Source organism: Streptomyces sp. NPDC052701, from assembly GCF_040678355.1.
GTDB lineage: Bacteria > Actinomycetota > Actinomycetes > Streptomycetales > Streptomycetaceae > Streptomyces.
Genome location: NZ_JBFATO010000048.1, coordinates 1 through 12,551 on the forward strand (window position 1 = coordinate 1; position 12,551 = coordinate 12,551).

The following is a 12,551-nucleotide window of genomic DNA, read 5'->3' on the forward strand; positions in this document are numbered from 1 at the left end:
CGCACGACGGCGGAGCTCAAGCGGGTAACGGGAAGGTCGTGCCATGACTCGATCCTTTCATGAAATCGAGTCTCCATTCGAGCCGGTGCGGTTCAGTGATCACCCGGGACGCTCCCGGTGCCGCGGCCGGCACGGCCGCCGTGATGGGCAACCCGGTCGACGCCCTGGTCCGGTGGGCTCAGCTGGACCAGCCTCACCAAAACTTCAGGGTGTTCCTCGAACGGGACGGACTCCCGGTCAACAGGTCACCGCACGACCTGCTTCTTGACGCGTCACTGCACGGTATGGACGACAAGGCGAACGAGAACCGGATCAACCACCCGCCAACTGGTGCAGACGGCGCGGCCAGATCTCCTCCCGCTCCCGGTTACAGGGCCTGACCCCACCACCGCATGCGCCCCCCGCGAACACGGCCCGCGGATCCACCCCGGCCCGCATGGTCCGCCGTGTCCCCGACGGCCACCGCCACTGCGCACGGCATGTCTCGGGAGTGCCAGGGGCGGTTGGTGGGGGAGATCAAGCTGGTGCTGGTGGAGCGGTGGGCGGAGGCGACGCCGGGCGGGTCGATCACGGATCCGGAGCTGACGCAGTACGCGGAGCAGAGCGCGGGGGGTGGGTCCTTCGGGATGCGGACCTGATGCCCGGTAGCCTGCATGGCGGTGCCCCCGGCTGCTTCTCTCAGCCGGGGGCACCGTTGCGTTCAGGCCCTCACTCCTCGGTGGGGTGGATCAGGTTGGCAAGCACGTCTCGAATTCCACCCTCCACACCGGACAGGGGAAGTTCCCGCAGCCTCTCGGCATCGGCGCGCGCCTGTTCCAGCTTCAGCTCGGCTACGAGCTGGTCGGCCCGGGCCAGCCCAATCTTGTCCTTGAGGTGATGAATGATCTGGTCTTCGGCGGAAAGGGCCATGGCAGTGTCCTCACGTCGCGGTGGCGCGCTGGCAGGCGGGGCAGGTGACGGGGCTGTCGTCGTCGAGGAACTCGCCGGGCTCGGCGTTCTTGTCGCATCCGGTGATGCGGTCGGCGTATCCGGGCCGGTAGCCGGCCGCGTGGGTGTGGTGGCCACGCGGGAGCCGTACACGTTCCGGATACCGCGTGGTCCGTGGCATCGGGGTCCTCACTTCTCGTCGCCTCGGCTGGTGGGCTCGGCGGGGTACGGTCCGCGTGCCAGGTACACGCCGGGCCGGACCTCGACCGGCGGGGTGACGTGACAATGGCAGGGGATTACGGTCCGGCAGGTGGAGCAGAGCGCCATGGCGGCCTCACCTCTCATCGTCATGGTTGGCGGGATCGTCGTCTGGTGGCGTCCACGCAGCGGTGTTCTCGTCCTTCCACTGCAGGTAGTCGGCGAGCCAGTCGCTCATGGTCAGTCCTCCTGGTACCAGGCGCGGACGAGGTTTTCGACCCTGGGCGGGACCTCGGTGAAAAGGCGGCCGGGCTGGGTGGTGAAGTTCTTCGCGACTTCCAGCACTTCGGGGAGGGGCTTTGCGAGGTCGGCGGCCAGGTCCTCGATGGTGCGGATCTCGGTACCGCTCACGGTGTCCTCACTTTTCGGTGGCGCGGTCGGCGAGCCGCGCGAGCGCGGCCTTGGTGTCGGCAGCGGTGCCGGCGAACCCGCCGCCGCGGTCGTAGGCGACAGGCATCTGCCCGACCCGGGTGGGGATCAGGATGGAGCCGACGAACGCTTCTTCGGTGGGTTCGTCTCCCTTGAACAGCCACAGGTAGCCGGTGCCGAGACTGTCGGTACCGGTGGCGATGCTGTGGCCGGGCGGGGTGTTGTCGTCGGTGCCCTGCCACTTGATGGTGGCTTCGGCGGCGCGGAACTTCGCGGGCATCGTCGGGGGCCTCACTTCTCGCGGTGATAGCGGTTGACGTGGTTGTTGATGCTCTCGCGGGCGCCGCGGTAGCCGCAGCCGCGCGGGCACTCCTGCCAGAGTCCCTTGTCCACGGCGGCCTTGGTGACGGATTTGTCGTCGTCGGGGCCGTAGCCGTGGGCGTGGAGCATCTGCGCGACGGAGGCGTCGTAGTGGATGGCGAGGAACGCGGCCTCGGCGGTCTTGTCGTGGCCGGCGGCGAAGAACCGGCCGTAGCCGATCTCCTTGCCGCAGCCGCAGTAGCAGCGGCCGGTGGGCTGGGCAGTGCTGTCACTCATGGCCGTTGTCCTCAGTGCTCAGTCGCGGCGAGCGCGTCGTCCAGGCGGTCGGCCTCCTTGCGGAGGCTGTCGGCCTGCTCCGGATAGTCGTCGTCCAGGCGGGCAGCGGCCTTTCGGAGCACGGCCGGGTCGGTGTGTCGCTGCTCCCACTCGGGGTCAGCGAGGCTGCCGGGCAGGGGGCCGTCGGTGCGGCAGCTCTCGCACCACCGTCGGTAGGCGCCGGGGTACTCGATTTCGCACTCGCACTTCGGGTCTCGGTATCGCACAGCGGGGTTCCTCTCAGTGTGGTCTGCTGACGCCTCATCAGACTAGTCACTCTTGGAATCCTTGACAATCCTTGAAATCCTTGGATTTCTTGAGTGAGGGGAGAGCAGGCGGGCGCAGGAAGGCGTCTGACCGGAGAATCGCTCCCGACGAAAAATCCGGCGGCGCGTGAGGCCCGATGATGCTCACCTCCCCGTCCATGTCCCTCCGCGTGCGGAGACGCCGGTACGGACCCGGAGGGTGGGGGACGACCAGGAGTTGATGTTTCGGCCCGGCCGGCTACCCGAGGTGGCTCTGGCCGTCCGGGATCCAGGACGCCGACCTTGCCGTGCGGCGCGTGCCGGCGAACGCGGGGACACCATAGGGGATGGTGAAAGGAGAGTGCGCGGTATGCCCCTGACGCAGCCGTACTGGTTCAGCGATCTGGAGGCCTGGTGGTCGCCTGCCGCCGGCGAGGACGTGGCCCGGCACGTGGAGCCGGTCGGCATCGACGGTAACCAACGCCTGCACGTGCGGTGCTCAAGCCCCGCCTGGCGCACGCAGACCCGCCTGATGGGCGCTGCGCTGACCGAGCGCGTCAACGAGGTGCTCGCCCCCCGGATGAAGATCACGGGCATCGTCGTCCAGGCGGTCTCCGGTGCTGTGCCGCGGATCGTCCGGGACCGGTGGCCCGACATCATGGGTGAGGACCTGGCCGGCCAGGTGGAACCGGTCATGCTCGGCCTCCAAGGGCAGGAACTGTGCACCGTGGCGGTCTCGGCCGCCGCCCGCGACGAAGCTGTCCGGCGCGCGCCTGAGATCCTGGCCCGCATCCGCGCGCTGATCGGCGAACAGTGCGCCATCACCCGCTGGTCGCCCAGCTCGCTGCTGCCCGTCGTGGCCCTGGTCACCGGATCTGCCTCGGTCACCGAACGACGAGCGTCGAGGACGTTCTGCTGCAGACCTGACACGACGCCATCGAGGCGTTCGGCACCGAGCACACCCTGATCCTGGAACACGGCTACGAAACCCCGGTCGACCGCTTCGTAAGCGAATGGGGCGCACGCCTGCAACTCCCTGACGCTCGTACACGCTGCCGGTGAGCAGGTCCCGGCAGATCGTTGACGTCCAGGAGTATCCCGTCGTCTGGGGCGGCGACGTGCGTGAGCCGTTCCTCGGCCGACATGTTCAGCAGCCAGTGCGCGAGCTCCGCGGCTTCCGCGCTCGGCCGGGCGATCCGGTGCGGCTGGTTGAAGCTCCGGGTCCTGGAGGCGAGCGCGGCGCAGCGGGCGAGCGGGATGTACGTCATGGGCACGCACCGTACGGGCGGCAGGGACGTGCGTCGCGGCACTCGGCGGAGGACCCGAGGCCGCCGCACGACGTCGCGCAACACAACCGCGATCATGCCCCCATCAACCGGCCTCCTGTACCGCTTCCTGCGAGTACTGGTCAAAAAGCGCGCCTCGCCCACCCGGCGAGCGGCTGGCACCAGCCCAGCTCTCCGGCGCGTGCGGACCGGAGGTGTCAAAACGGCTACCTCGCGCGGCCCTTGCATTCTCCCGTTGCCGGGCGTGAGCACGCTCCACCCGTCGGCTGGGCGCGAACGGCGGGCCCGCGAGCATGGCGCACGCACCTGTCCCGTGGAGGAGAGCAGTTGGTACGCGAGACGTGTGTTCGAAGCATGGGCATGGGTGCCTCACCGGCTTGGGCGGATGGGAGCCAGGTCTCACGCCGTTCCGCAGAGCGGGATTCGTCAGGTCGGCCGCCGCACCGTGGACCCCGGCAGGACGCGCGTCACTGCTGTCCGGGGCCATTCGGGGTCTGCGGGCAGCGGGCCTTGTGCAGTTCCGGCGGGTCCTGCCTTCGGCGGCCCGGTCATAATGTTCCCTGCGTGCCGGGCCAGGCGCTCTGCGAGTGCGCCTGGCCGGCGTCGGTTCGCGGATCGCAAGCGCGGGCCGCTCGCTTACAGCGTCAACCCGGAAGGCCCGAGCCATGGATGCGGCAACCAGCACTACGACCGTCAGGACGAAGACGGGCGGGACCGCCACCCTGACGCGCGCCGCCGTCATGGAGGCATCCCGCACGGAACCCGACTACACCGCCTACGCCTCCAATGACGTCTGGGTCGTCGCCGACATCGGTGGCCGTCTCATCCCGGTGGTCCCGTTGGTGCGCGCCGCCCTCGGTGCCGAACCGCACAACACCAATGAGGCTGAAGTCAGGATCAGGGAACTCGGGTTCCAGATCTTCATCAAGCGCCTGTACACCCCGGGCGGGCAACCGGTCCGGCTCACGCAGACGCAGCTCAAGGACGCGCGCCCGTAACCCATCGAAGGCCGGCCTGCGGGACCTCGATGCGGTGGTGAAGCCCGCCATGGGCCAGAGCGCGCTCATCCTGGGCGTGGCGCTGGCCGACACGGACAGCGGCCGGCCGACGCTCGTGCACTCGCTGGAGATGGGCAAGGCCGAGGTCAACAACCGCGTCCTTGCGGCCCGCTCACGGCAGCCCGGCCATCGTGGACGGCGACTGGCCGCGCATGCTGCGGGTGATGCCGGACCTGCGCACCCTGCCGCTGTGGATGGATTATGGGGTCTTCTCCGCTCTGCAGCGCGCCCGAGTTGCTCGCCCTGGACGAGGAACCGGACGACACGTACAGCGCGAGGCGGCCCCCCGCCCCGACTCCGCTGACCATCCGTGCGCCCACCTCGAGCGCACGCTGCGTTCGGCCACGTGCTGGTTGTCCTGAAGCAGCCCGGCAGTTGGGAGTTGAGACCTCGCTGATGGAGGACGCCGCACCCTCGCCGAGTCCGCTTCGGCTGAGCCTCTTGCTGCGAGGTAGCTTTAGGCCTCCATGTTCTGTGCGGTTGTGGGCGCAGCCGGATAGCACTGGTTGCGTCGATAGACCGGATCAGGAGGGTGCAGAACTGCTGTCCGAGCGAAGTCAGACAGCAATCGGATGGGTAAGGTGCGGAGCCGGCGTCCTAAACAGGCACTCGCGCCGCTCTGACCCAGATCGTTTGTCAGTGGTCGCCCCGAGCATGGTCCTCGCTTGGATGGATGACTCGGGGGAGGACCAGATGCCGTTCGTGCGGCCTTATGTGCGTTCCGATGGGACATCGGTACGCGGGCACTTTCGGTGGGCGCCGGGGGCCCGGCGGGAACTCACGATTTTCGTGCTGGTCGCTGTGGCCGTCGTAGGCCTCGGCAACAGCAACGTAGGAGCGGGCGAGACCATCGGCCCGCGTACGAAGCCGGGGGACTAGCTTCGTAGATGAGAGCCGACACCGGTTGTCGATGAGTTTGAGCAGCACTTGTCGATCACAGGACCGCAAGATGTTGACGAGAATTGACACCACTGCAGTGGGGCGGGGCGGGGCGGTGTTCGGTGATCAAGTCCAGCGGTCCCCAGTTACGTTTGTCGAGCCTCCTGTTCGGCTGACGGTCAGTCTTCGCCGCGGCGCCGCCCGCGGTGACGTGCCACGGCGTCGTTGTTGGCGCAGCGCACCGAACAGTAGGCGCGTCGGCCGTTGCGGGAGGTGTCAACGAACGCCAGACCGCAGCCGCTGCGCGCGCATCGGCCCAGCCGGTCGGCGCCGGCGAAGCACACCATGTAGGCGAGTCCGGCCGCTGTGATGGCGCGGATGTGGGCGGCGGCGCCGGCATCGGCGGCGCTGTAGTGCAGGTGGGGTCGGCCGTCGTGCAGGGAGATGTGGGGCCTGCTGGAAGCGTCGGCGAGCAGGGTGTTGATCGCCTGGCACCGCTCTTCGAGGTTCTGCGAACCGAAGCAAGTGGCCAGGTGTCGGCTCCAATTCCAGATCTCCTCGGCCTCGGCGGTGGTGAGCATACGCTGCACCACGCCGTGCACGGCGAGCAGAGGTTCCAGATGCTCTGGTCGTGGCGGCGCTGCGAGGTTGGCCAGGTCAGCGGCTAGCCGAGCGGCCTCCCCGCCGTAATGGTTGAAATGCACAGGACTATTACACCACCGTGTGAGCAACGAGCGCTTCGGGTTTGCGGCGGCGGCCACAGGGCTGCCGATGTGGTCGTTGCGGCAGATCCGCGTGGTAAAGCCCTGGCAGCGAAGAAGGTGGAGGGGCCCGACGGTGAAGACTCCCAGCCCGCCCCTGCAGGGTGCCGCAGCGGCGCCGGCGCTGATGCTGGCCCAGATCATCAGCCTGCAGGCGGGTTCGGCCGTGGCAAAGGAGGCGTACGCAACCATCGGCCCCACGGCACTGGCCGGTATGCGGCTGGCCTTCTCGGCCGCGATCCTGTGGGTCCTGGTCCGACCGCGGCTTCGAGGGATTTCAGCCCGTCAATGGCGGGCGGCGATCTCACTCGGTCTGGTCTTCGCAGCGATGAACCTGGCGTACTTCCAGGCCATCAGCCGCCTGCCGATCGGGGTTGCCGCCACCTTGGAACTGCTCGGGCCGCTCACATTGTCGATTGTCCTGTCCCGCCGGCTGGAGCACCTCGCGGTGGCGCTGGTCGCGCTCGCTGGCGTACTCCTGCTGACCGCCCCGGGGGGCCTCGCTCCCCGCCGCGGGAATCCTGCTGGGCGGTGCCGCCGCGCTGTGCCGGGCCGGGTATGTGGTGCTGAGCCGGAGGGTGGGGCAACTGTTTGCCGACTGGACGGGCCTGGCCGTGGCACTGGCCTGCGGTGCCTGTGTGCTGGCCCCAGTCGCCGCTGTCACGGACGGTAACGTCGTGGCGGCCCACCCGGCCGTCCTGGGCACCGGGCTCCTGGTGGCACTGCTGTCCTCCCTGATCCCGTACTCGCTGGACATGACAGTCCTGCGGCGCATCGACACGCGCGCCTTCGGAGTGCTGCTGGCGCTGAGCCCCGCAGTGGGTGCAGGGGTCGGTTACGTCCTGCTGCACGAGCAGCTCACGGCACGTCAACTGTGTGCCATGGCGCTGGTGGTCCTCGCTGGCGCCTGGTCGATGCGTCGCGCCACCCGCAGCAGAGCACCCGCCGACGGTCCCGGTGCTCGTACCGCCCGGAGCCACCGGTCAATGTAATGGTTGAAGTGACTTAGGTAGTGACTTCATGCTGGCGGCATGACTCCCACGTCCGCACTCACGCTGACAGTCGACCGCTGCCCCGTCTGTGGTGAGCCGACTCCGGCAGAGGCCCGGTGGTGGACACTGAAGTCCCACCACCGCATCTCCGAAGGAGAGCTCGAGTACTGCGCCAGTGGCTGCGGCTGCCTGGTCGTTCTGATCAACGGGGAGATCGTCAAGAGCCTCCCCGCCACCCGTAGGTAGTCCGCACCAGCACGCCGTGAACGGTGCGCCCGGTTCGTCGTTGGAACACCCTCGCGCGTAAACGGCACCGCTGCAGCGGTCTGGTCAGCCGGTAGCGTTCTGTGCTGCGGCTCGGGCCTGGGTGAGGGCGAGGCGGTAGGAGCCGGTACCGGTCTGGATGAGATTGCCGCCGAAGGTGAGCCGGTCGACGATGGCCGCGCAGAGCCGGGGATCGGTGAAGGTCTTGGTCCAGCCGCTAAAACTCTCGTTCGAGGCGATGGCGACGCTGTTCTTCTCCTCACGCTCCGTCAGTACCTGGAACAGCAGCTCAGCGCCCCGGCGGTCCAGCTCCATATAGCCCAGCTCATCGATGCACAAAAGATCGACTCGGCCGTAGCGGGCGATGGTCTTGGTCAGCACCTTCTCATCCGCAGCCTCAACCAGCTCGTTAACCAGCTTGGTCGCGAGCGTGTAGCGGACCCGGTAGCCAGCCATCGCGGCCTCGGTGCCCAGCGCGATCAGCAGGTGCGACTTGCCGGTGCCCGAGTCGCCGATCAGGCAGAGCGGCATGCCCTTCTTGACCCACTCGCAGGTCGCCAAGGTGTGGATGACCGCCGGGTCCACGCTGGGGTTCGCGTCGAAATCGAAGGCCCGCAACGATTTCTCGCGGGGAAAGGCGGCAGCCTTGATCCGGCGTTCCGAACGGCGACGGGCCCGGTCGTCGCACTCGGCCATCAGCAGCTCGGCGAGGAAGCCGCGATACGACATCTGGTCACGGGCGGCTGCTTCGGCCAGCTCGGGGAACTGGGCCCGGATGGTGGGCAGCCGCAGCATGCGGCACGCCTGATCGACAGCGGCGTCGGCTGCCTGTTCGGTCAGCCCGCGGTGGCGTTTGAACGTCGTCATCACGTTTCTCCCTCGATGGCGGGACGGGCGGCCGGCTGCCTCGGTCGCAGCAGCTGGTCATAGGCCGCGACCGACGGCAGCGGCCGGGTGTCGGGCGGCAGGTGGGCCAGCCGCCGTTCGGTCAGGAACGTCACCCTCGCCCGGTCCGGTTGCGGATCTGCCGTGGCGGGCGGTGCCTCGTCGGCCTCGGCGGCCTTGCGGGCTTCCAGCGCAACCGCGTCCGCGGTCAGGGCGCCAGCCCGCAGGGCGGCGGCGAGCCCGGTCACCAGGTACTCGTGGTGAAGATGCCGGCCCAGCAGCAGGACCTCGATCAGAGCACGGGTGCCGTTCCGATCCCCGTGGGCCTTGCAGGCCGCCGCCCACCACGCGTCATGGACAGGGGTGAACTTGCCTGCAGAGCGGGCCTGTTCCAGCGCGGTCGCGCCGGGGAAGGCACCGGGCTTGCGGACCAGGGCTTCCAGGTAGTGGTCCAGTTCCAAGCGGGCCTGCCCCTTGGCGATCAGCCGCTCATGCCGGGCGACTTCCTTGCGTCCGTCGTAGACGACGACCTCGGAGGCATGCAGCATCACCCGGACAGTGCGGCCGATCAGCCCCACCGGCACCGAGTAACGGTTCGTGCGGACGCTGACCTGCGCGTAGCGGTCCACCCGCAGACTGAACAGCCGGCCGGTCTCGAACGGCTCGTCCGGCAGCGGCTGCAGCAGCGGACGTTCAACGGCGAAGTACTCGCCGATCGTCCTGGGCCGCGACCGGATGCGACGGTCGTCGTCCTCGGCATCCCACCGCTCCACCATCGCGTTGAGCTCGGCCAGGGAGTCGACTTCCGGGACCGGGACCAGGTGGTTTCGGCGGAACCAGCCGATCTGGCCCTCCACCCCGCCCTTCTCATGGGCCCCTTCGAGTCCCGGGCGGCAGTACATGCTTTCGATGCCGTAGTGCGAACGGAACGCGGTCCACCGCTCGTTCTCCACCCTCGCCCTCGACAGGCCCAGCACCCGGGCGACCGCGGCCCGCAGGTTGTCATAGCGCACCTTGCCGCAGGGGACGCCGCCCAGCACGCTGAGAGCGTGGACGTGGCCCTCGAAGAACGCCTCCTGCCCGCACGAGGCGAAGATGCGGTGCACCGCCTTGCCGGAATAGGACAGGCGCATCGCGAACAGGAACACCTTGACCTGCTCACCGGCCAGACGGATCGTCACGTCTTCGAAGTCGACCTCGGCTTCCGCCCCCGGCAGGTGAGTCTGCGGGATGAACGCATTGAGCGGCCCGCGGCCCGCTTCGATCCGTATCTGCGGGCGGCGGGCAGCGACATAGGCGCGTGCCATCGGATAGGTCACCTCCACCGCACCGTGCTCGTCCAGCAGCCGGTCGAAGATCCGCTTGACGGTGTGCCGCTGCTTGCGCGGCGCGTCCAGATCCGCCCGCAGCATCTGGTCGATCACCGGCTTGAATACGTCCAGCCGCGTCTTGCGAGGCGGCAGCTGTTTGCGCGGCTCCGGCCAGACGGACTCCATGGCCGCCTTCACCGTCCGGAAGCCCACCCCGTACTTGCGCTGCACGGCCCGGTTCGACATCCCTGCCCGGACATCACGGCGGATCGCCGCGTACAGATCGACCTTGGACTTCGGTGGCACCGGCGCCCCCTCACCACGCAGAGCACTCCGATGGTCCCACCGCAAGCGCCCAAGCGGTGTCAAAACTCGGCGATATCACTTTCCGCCAACACCGGGCGGTGTCGGCGCCGATCAACAACCGGTGTCAGGACTCACCGATAAAGCCGCCCCTGCCCATGCCCGAGGTCCCGAAGCGTCCCACCTGAGGTCTACTCGAGTGCCACCCGGACGCCGAGCGCCACCAGCGTCGCGCCCAGGGCAGCGTCCTGGGCGCGACGCATCCGCGGGGACTTGAGGACACGCCGCAGCCGGTTGGCCGCCACGGCGGTCAGTCCCAGCCCTGTCAGCTGGAAGACCACGGCGATGCCAGCAAGCATCAAGGCCACGGGAACAGCGGCACCCGGCCTGTCGTCAGGGATGAACTGTGGCAGGCTGGCCAGAAAGAACAAGGCGGCTTTCGGATTGCCCAAGTTACTGAACAGGCCTTGCAGGAACGGGGTGCTTCCCCGCGACCTCCTCGCCTCCCCAACAGCCTCGACATCAGCCGCTGCCCCCCGCGCCTTCCACGCCGCCCAGAGCGAACGCCCACCCAAGATCACCAGAAGCATGGCCCCGCAGAACTTCACCAGTTCAAAGGCTGTTGCGCTGCGTACAAGGACCTCCGCAAGCCCAAGGGCGACAGCAACGGCGTGCACGAACAGACCGGCCGCGCACCCTGCAGCGGTCTGAAGACCAGCGTTTCGGCCTCCGTTGACAACGCTCCGGATCACGACCGCGGTGTCCAGACCTGGAGTGATTGTGATCAACAGGCACAGCCCGAGAAAGGACAGCAGATCCGTCATGCGGCACATCCTGCCTCAGCCATGCTGCGGTTCGTAAGGAGCAATCTTCGGCCAGGAGATGCCAATTGCACCTTGTGTTCGGCTTCACCGTGAGGAGCAGTCACCGTATACAGGAACAACGCGACCACGCTCTGGACAGGACCGTTTACTCCGAGGAGAGCTGAGAGATCGTGTCGCCTGTAACCCGCAGACGTTTCTTGAAGGCGGCCTCCGGCACAGCCGTGACGGGCTCGCTGGTCACCTCACCGCCCGCCCGGGCACACGGTCCTTCCTCCCCACCGGCCGTCGCGACCGATGGATCACCCGTGCGGCTGCGGTTCACCTCCGTCACCAACGGCATGGCCACTGCGACGCACGGCGGGGACCGGATCGTTGCGGAGGTGCAGAACATCCTATGGTCGGTCCCCCGAGACGGAACGGCCGCCACACCGCTCACGCCACCGGACCTTGAACCCAGCCGTCCGGTCTTCTCTCCGGACGGCCGCGAGCCTGCATGCCCACTTCACCGGCCCCGGCGTCGCGCTGGGGCCGGTGCGTCCCCGTGCACCGCACCGTGGCGGCGTCATCCTGGCGGAGATCCGGGATACTGCCCGGCGTCGCATCACCGACAGCCGATCGAAACGGTCAAGGACTTCCAGGAGTTCCAGCAGCGACTGGCCGCGGCGGTCAGCGTCCGCGCGGGCGAGTTCGTCGCGCGCGTCAACGGCATCGTTGTGAGCTCTGCCTGACCCAGACCGATCTGCACCGCTCGGCAGCGGCCCCCGGCTTCCTCGCCTGGGGCCGCTGCGCGTTTCGGCCTGATCCCGGGCCGCCGTCGGCTACGCGCACCGCGAAGCCAGACCGCTGGACCGTGCCCAATACGCTCAGGACATGACGATGACGCCGCAGGAGCTCAAGGACCAGAAAGAGACCCTGGAGCTGATCAACAGCGAAATCGCGGCGCGTCTGGCACGGCAGTCGGAGTCGGGCGCGAAGGTGGACACGAAGGCGATCTTCCTGGTGGGCTTCGCGGCCACAGCCGCTCAGTTCCTGGCCTCCCGGAGCTTCGAACCGTTCACCGGCACCGCGGCCTTCGCGGCGTACGCGGTGGCCGTCGGCTTCGGCATCTCGGTCTTCAACCTCGCCGAGTACGAGGACATCAAGCCGCGGGAAGTCCTGGACACCTACGCACTCTCGGAGAAGGGCGCGACGCTGGGGGCTCTGGCCGGAACGCGGGTAGGGATGTTCGAGAAAAACGCCCGCGTGCATCAGCGGAAGACGAAGCGATGGACGGTCGCCCTGGCCGCTGTCGCCGCCGGGATCGTCCTCTCCACTGTCAGTCTCGTGCTGCACACTGGCGGCCATGACAAACGCACAGAACCAGGGGAACCAGTCCCCTCCTCCTCCGCCCCCGCCTCCCCCTCCGCCCAGCCTCACTGACTCCCTCGCCAACCCGGCTCTCGTGGGCACGGAGAAGAAGAACGAAGGCAAGCCTCCGCGCCACAAGGCGGCAACCAAGGGACAGACCATCGAGCGGCGCTGATCCGCCGCGAGAGGACTGTTCCGCGTCTACGG

The 12,551-nt window shown here is 68.3% G+C and carries 19 protein-coding genes; 8 read left to right on the plus strand and 11 right to left on the minus strand.

Annotation, left to right across the window (positions count from 1 at the left end; all coding sequences use genetic code 11):
- Nucleotides 1-59: 59 nt before the first annotated feature.
- Together AB0L29_RS32735 and AB0L29_RS32740 are read left to right on the plus strand one after the other, a co-directional pair.
- A complete protein-coding gene (locus AB0L29_RS32735; protein WP_365832496.1) occupies nt 60-380 on the plus strand; it encodes a hypothetical protein in 321 nt (106 codons plus the stop codon).
- A 126-nt stretch (nt 381-506) separates the two neighbouring features.
- The gene (locus AB0L29_RS32740) at nt 507-638 is read left to right on the plus strand and encodes a hypothetical protein (RefSeq protein ID WP_365832498.1); all 132 of its coding nucleotides are present in this window, start codon (nt 507-509) and stop codon (nt 636-638) included.
- Between the two features lie 70 nt (nt 639-708).
- Here the strand turns inward: AB0L29_RS32740 and AB0L29_RS32745 are convergent, their stop codons facing one another.
- From AB0L29_RS32745 to AB0L29_RS32775, 7 genes are all read right to left on the minus strand, one after another.
- On the minus strand, nt 709-909 hold the full coding sequence (locus AB0L29_RS32745; protein WP_365832500.1) for a hypothetical protein: 201 nt from the start codon (nt 907-909) through the stop codon (nt 709-711).
- 10 nt (nt 910-919) lie between these two features.
- A complete protein-coding gene (locus AB0L29_RS32750; protein ID WP_365832502.1) occupies nt 920-1,108 on the minus strand; it encodes a hypothetical protein in 189 nt (62 codons plus the stop codon).
- An 8-nt stretch (nt 1,109-1,116) separates the two neighbouring features.
- A complete protein-coding gene (locus AB0L29_RS32755) occupies nt 1,117-1,278 on the minus strand; it encodes a hypothetical protein (protein WP_365832504.1) in 162 nt (53 codons plus the stop codon).
- Nucleotides 1,279-1,365: 87 nt separating this feature from the next.
- Nucleotides 1,366-1,536, minus strand: coding sequence for a hypothetical protein (locus AB0L29_RS32760; RefSeq protein ID WP_365832506.1), 171 nt, complete (start codon nt 1,534-1,536; stop codon nt 1,366-1,368).
- Between the two features lie 7 nt (nt 1,537-1,543).
- Nucleotides 1,544-1,834: a hypothetical protein gene (locus AB0L29_RS32765; protein WP_365832507.1), complete on the minus strand. Its 291-nt coding sequence runs from the start codon at nt 1,832-1,834 to the stop codon at nt 1,544-1,546.
- Nucleotides 1,835-1,845: 11 nt separating this feature from the next.
- Nucleotides 1,846-2,151, minus strand: a complete 306-nt coding sequence (locus AB0L29_RS32770) for a hypothetical protein (RefSeq protein WP_365832509.1) — start codon at nt 2,149-2,151, stop codon at nt 1,846-1,848.
- An 11-nt stretch (nt 2,152-2,162) separates the two neighbouring features.
- The gene (locus tag AB0L29_RS32775; RefSeq protein WP_365832511.1) at nt 2,163-2,417 is read right to left on the minus strand and encodes a hypothetical protein; all 255 of its coding nucleotides are present in this window, start codon (nt 2,415-2,417) and stop codon (nt 2,163-2,165) included.
- A gap of 388 nt (nt 2,418-2,805) precedes the next feature.
- Here AB0L29_RS32775 and AB0L29_RS32780 point away from each other — a divergent pair, with 388 nt between their 5' ends.
- Both AB0L29_RS32780 and AB0L29_RS32785 read left to right on the plus strand, forming a co-directional pair.
- Nucleotides 2,806-3,402 (plus strand): DUF721 domain-containing protein, encoded by a 597-nt coding sequence (locus AB0L29_RS32780; protein WP_365832513.1) that lies wholly within the window; start codon nt 2,806-2,808, stop codon nt 3,400-3,402.
- A gap of 984 nt (nt 3,403-4,386) precedes the next feature.
- Nucleotides 4,387-4,719: a hypothetical protein gene (locus AB0L29_RS32785; protein ID WP_365832515.1), complete on the plus strand. Its 333-nt coding sequence runs from the start codon at nt 4,387-4,389 to the stop codon at nt 4,717-4,719.
- Nucleotides 4,720-5,837: 1,118 nt separating this feature from the next.
- Here the strand turns inward: AB0L29_RS32785 and AB0L29_RS32790 are convergent.
- Complete coding sequence (locus tag AB0L29_RS32790; protein ID WP_365832517.1) at nt 5,838-6,611, minus strand: CGNR zinc finger domain-containing protein; 774 nt, start codon at nt 6,609-6,611, stop codon at nt 5,838-5,840.
- Between the two features lie 371 nt (nt 6,612-6,982).
- Here AB0L29_RS32790 and AB0L29_RS32795 point away from each other — a divergent pair, with 371 nt between their 5' ends.
- Together AB0L29_RS32795 and AB0L29_RS32800 are read left to right on the plus strand one after the other, a co-directional pair.
- A complete protein-coding gene (locus tag AB0L29_RS32795) occupies nt 6,983-7,411 on the plus strand; it encodes an EamA family transporter (RefSeq protein ID WP_365832519.1) in 429 nt (142 codons plus the stop codon).
- Between the two features lie 39 nt (nt 7,412-7,450).
- Nucleotides 7,451-7,657 carry a hypothetical protein gene (locus tag AB0L29_RS32800; protein WP_365832521.1) on the plus strand — a complete coding sequence of 69 codons (207 nt, stop codon included), beginning with the start codon at nt 7,451-7,453 and terminating at the stop codon, nt 7,655-7,657.
- A gap of 84 nt (nt 7,658-7,741) precedes the next feature.
- Here AB0L29_RS32800 and istB read toward each other — a convergent pair whose 3' ends face one another.
- From istB to AB0L29_RS32815, 3 genes are all read right to left on the minus strand, one after another.
- Nucleotides 7,742-8,542 carry an IS21-like element helper ATPase IstB gene (gene istB / locus AB0L29_RS32805; protein ID WP_365832523.1) on the minus strand — a complete coding sequence of 267 codons (801 nt, stop codon included), beginning with the start codon at nt 8,540-8,542 and terminating at the stop codon, nt 7,742-7,744.
- The gene (istA, locus tag AB0L29_RS32810) at nt 8,542-10,176 is read right to left on the minus strand and encodes an IS21 family transposase (RefSeq protein WP_365832525.1); all 1,635 of its coding nucleotides are present in this window, start codon (nt 10,174-10,176) and stop codon (nt 8,542-8,544) included. Before istA ends, istB begins: the two co-directional genes overlap by 1 nt.
- Before the next feature lie 188 nt (nt 10,177-10,364).
- Nucleotides 10,365-10,997 (minus strand): LysE family translocator, encoded by a 633-nt coding sequence (locus tag AB0L29_RS32815; protein ID WP_365832527.1) that lies wholly within the window; start codon nt 10,995-10,997, stop codon nt 10,365-10,367.
- Nucleotides 10,998-11,167: 170 nt separating this feature from the next.
- Between AB0L29_RS32815 and AB0L29_RS32820 the strand changes: the two genes are divergently transcribed.
- Complete coding sequence (locus tag AB0L29_RS32820) at nt 11,168-11,725, plus strand: twin-arginine translocation signal domain-containing protein (protein WP_365832529.1); 558 nt, start codon at nt 11,168-11,170, stop codon at nt 11,723-11,725.
- Between the two features lie 142 nt (nt 11,726-11,867).
- The gene (locus tag AB0L29_RS32825; protein WP_365832531.1) at nt 11,868-12,416 is read left to right on the plus strand and encodes a hypothetical protein; all 549 of its coding nucleotides are present in this window, start codon (nt 11,868-11,870) and stop codon (nt 12,414-12,416) included.
- Nucleotides 12,417-12,551 lie beyond the last annotated feature (135 nt).

Coding starts and splice junctions, on each gene's coding strand:
- AB0L29_RS32735 (WP_365832496.1), top strand. CDS start 60: ATGAAATCGAGTCTCCATTCGAGCCGGTGCGGTTCAGTGATCACCCGG.
- AB0L29_RS32745 (WP_365832500.1), bottom strand. CDS start 909: ATGGCCCTTTCCGCCGAAGACCAGATCATTCATCACCTCAAGGACAAG.
- AB0L29_RS32750 (WP_365832502.1), bottom strand. CDS start 1,108: ATGCCACGGACCACGCGGTATCCGGAACGTGTACGGCTCCCGCGTGGC.
- AB0L29_RS32755 (WP_365832504.1), bottom strand. CDS start 1,278: ATGACGATGAGAGGTGAGGCCGCCATGGCGCTCTGCTCCACCTGCCGG.
- AB0L29_RS32765 (WP_365832507.1), bottom strand. CDS start 1,834: ATGCCCGCGAAGTTCCGCGCCGCCGAAGCCACCATCAAGTGGCAGGGC.
- AB0L29_RS32770 (WP_365832509.1), bottom strand. CDS start 2,151: ATGAGTGACAGCACTGCCCAGCCCACCGGCCGCTGCTACTGCGGCTGC.
- AB0L29_RS32780 (WP_365832513.1), top strand. CDS start 2,806: ATGCCCCTGACGCAGCCGTACTGGTTCAGCGATCTGGAGGCCTGGTGG.
- AB0L29_RS32785 (WP_365832515.1), top strand. CDS start 4,387: ATGGATGCGGCAACCAGCACTACGACCGTCAGGACGAAGACGGGCGGG.
- AB0L29_RS32790 (WP_365832517.1), bottom strand. CDS start 6,611: ATGGTTGCGTACGCCTCCTTTGCCACGGCCGAACCCGCCTGCAGGCTG.
- AB0L29_RS32800 (WP_365832521.1), top strand. CDS start 7,451: ATGACTCCCACGTCCGCACTCACGCTGACAGTCGACCGCTGCCCCGTC.
- istB (WP_365832523.1), bottom strand. CDS start 8,542: ATGACGACGTTCAAACGCCACCGCGGGCTGACCGAACAGGCAGCCGAC.
- AB0L29_RS32815 (WP_365832527.1), bottom strand. CDS start 10,997: ATGACGGATCTGCTGTCCTTTCTCGGGCTGTGCCTGTTGATCACAATC.
- AB0L29_RS32825 (WP_365832531.1), top strand. CDS start 11,868: ATGACGATGACGCCGCAGGAGCTCAAGGACCAGAAAGAGACCCTGGAG.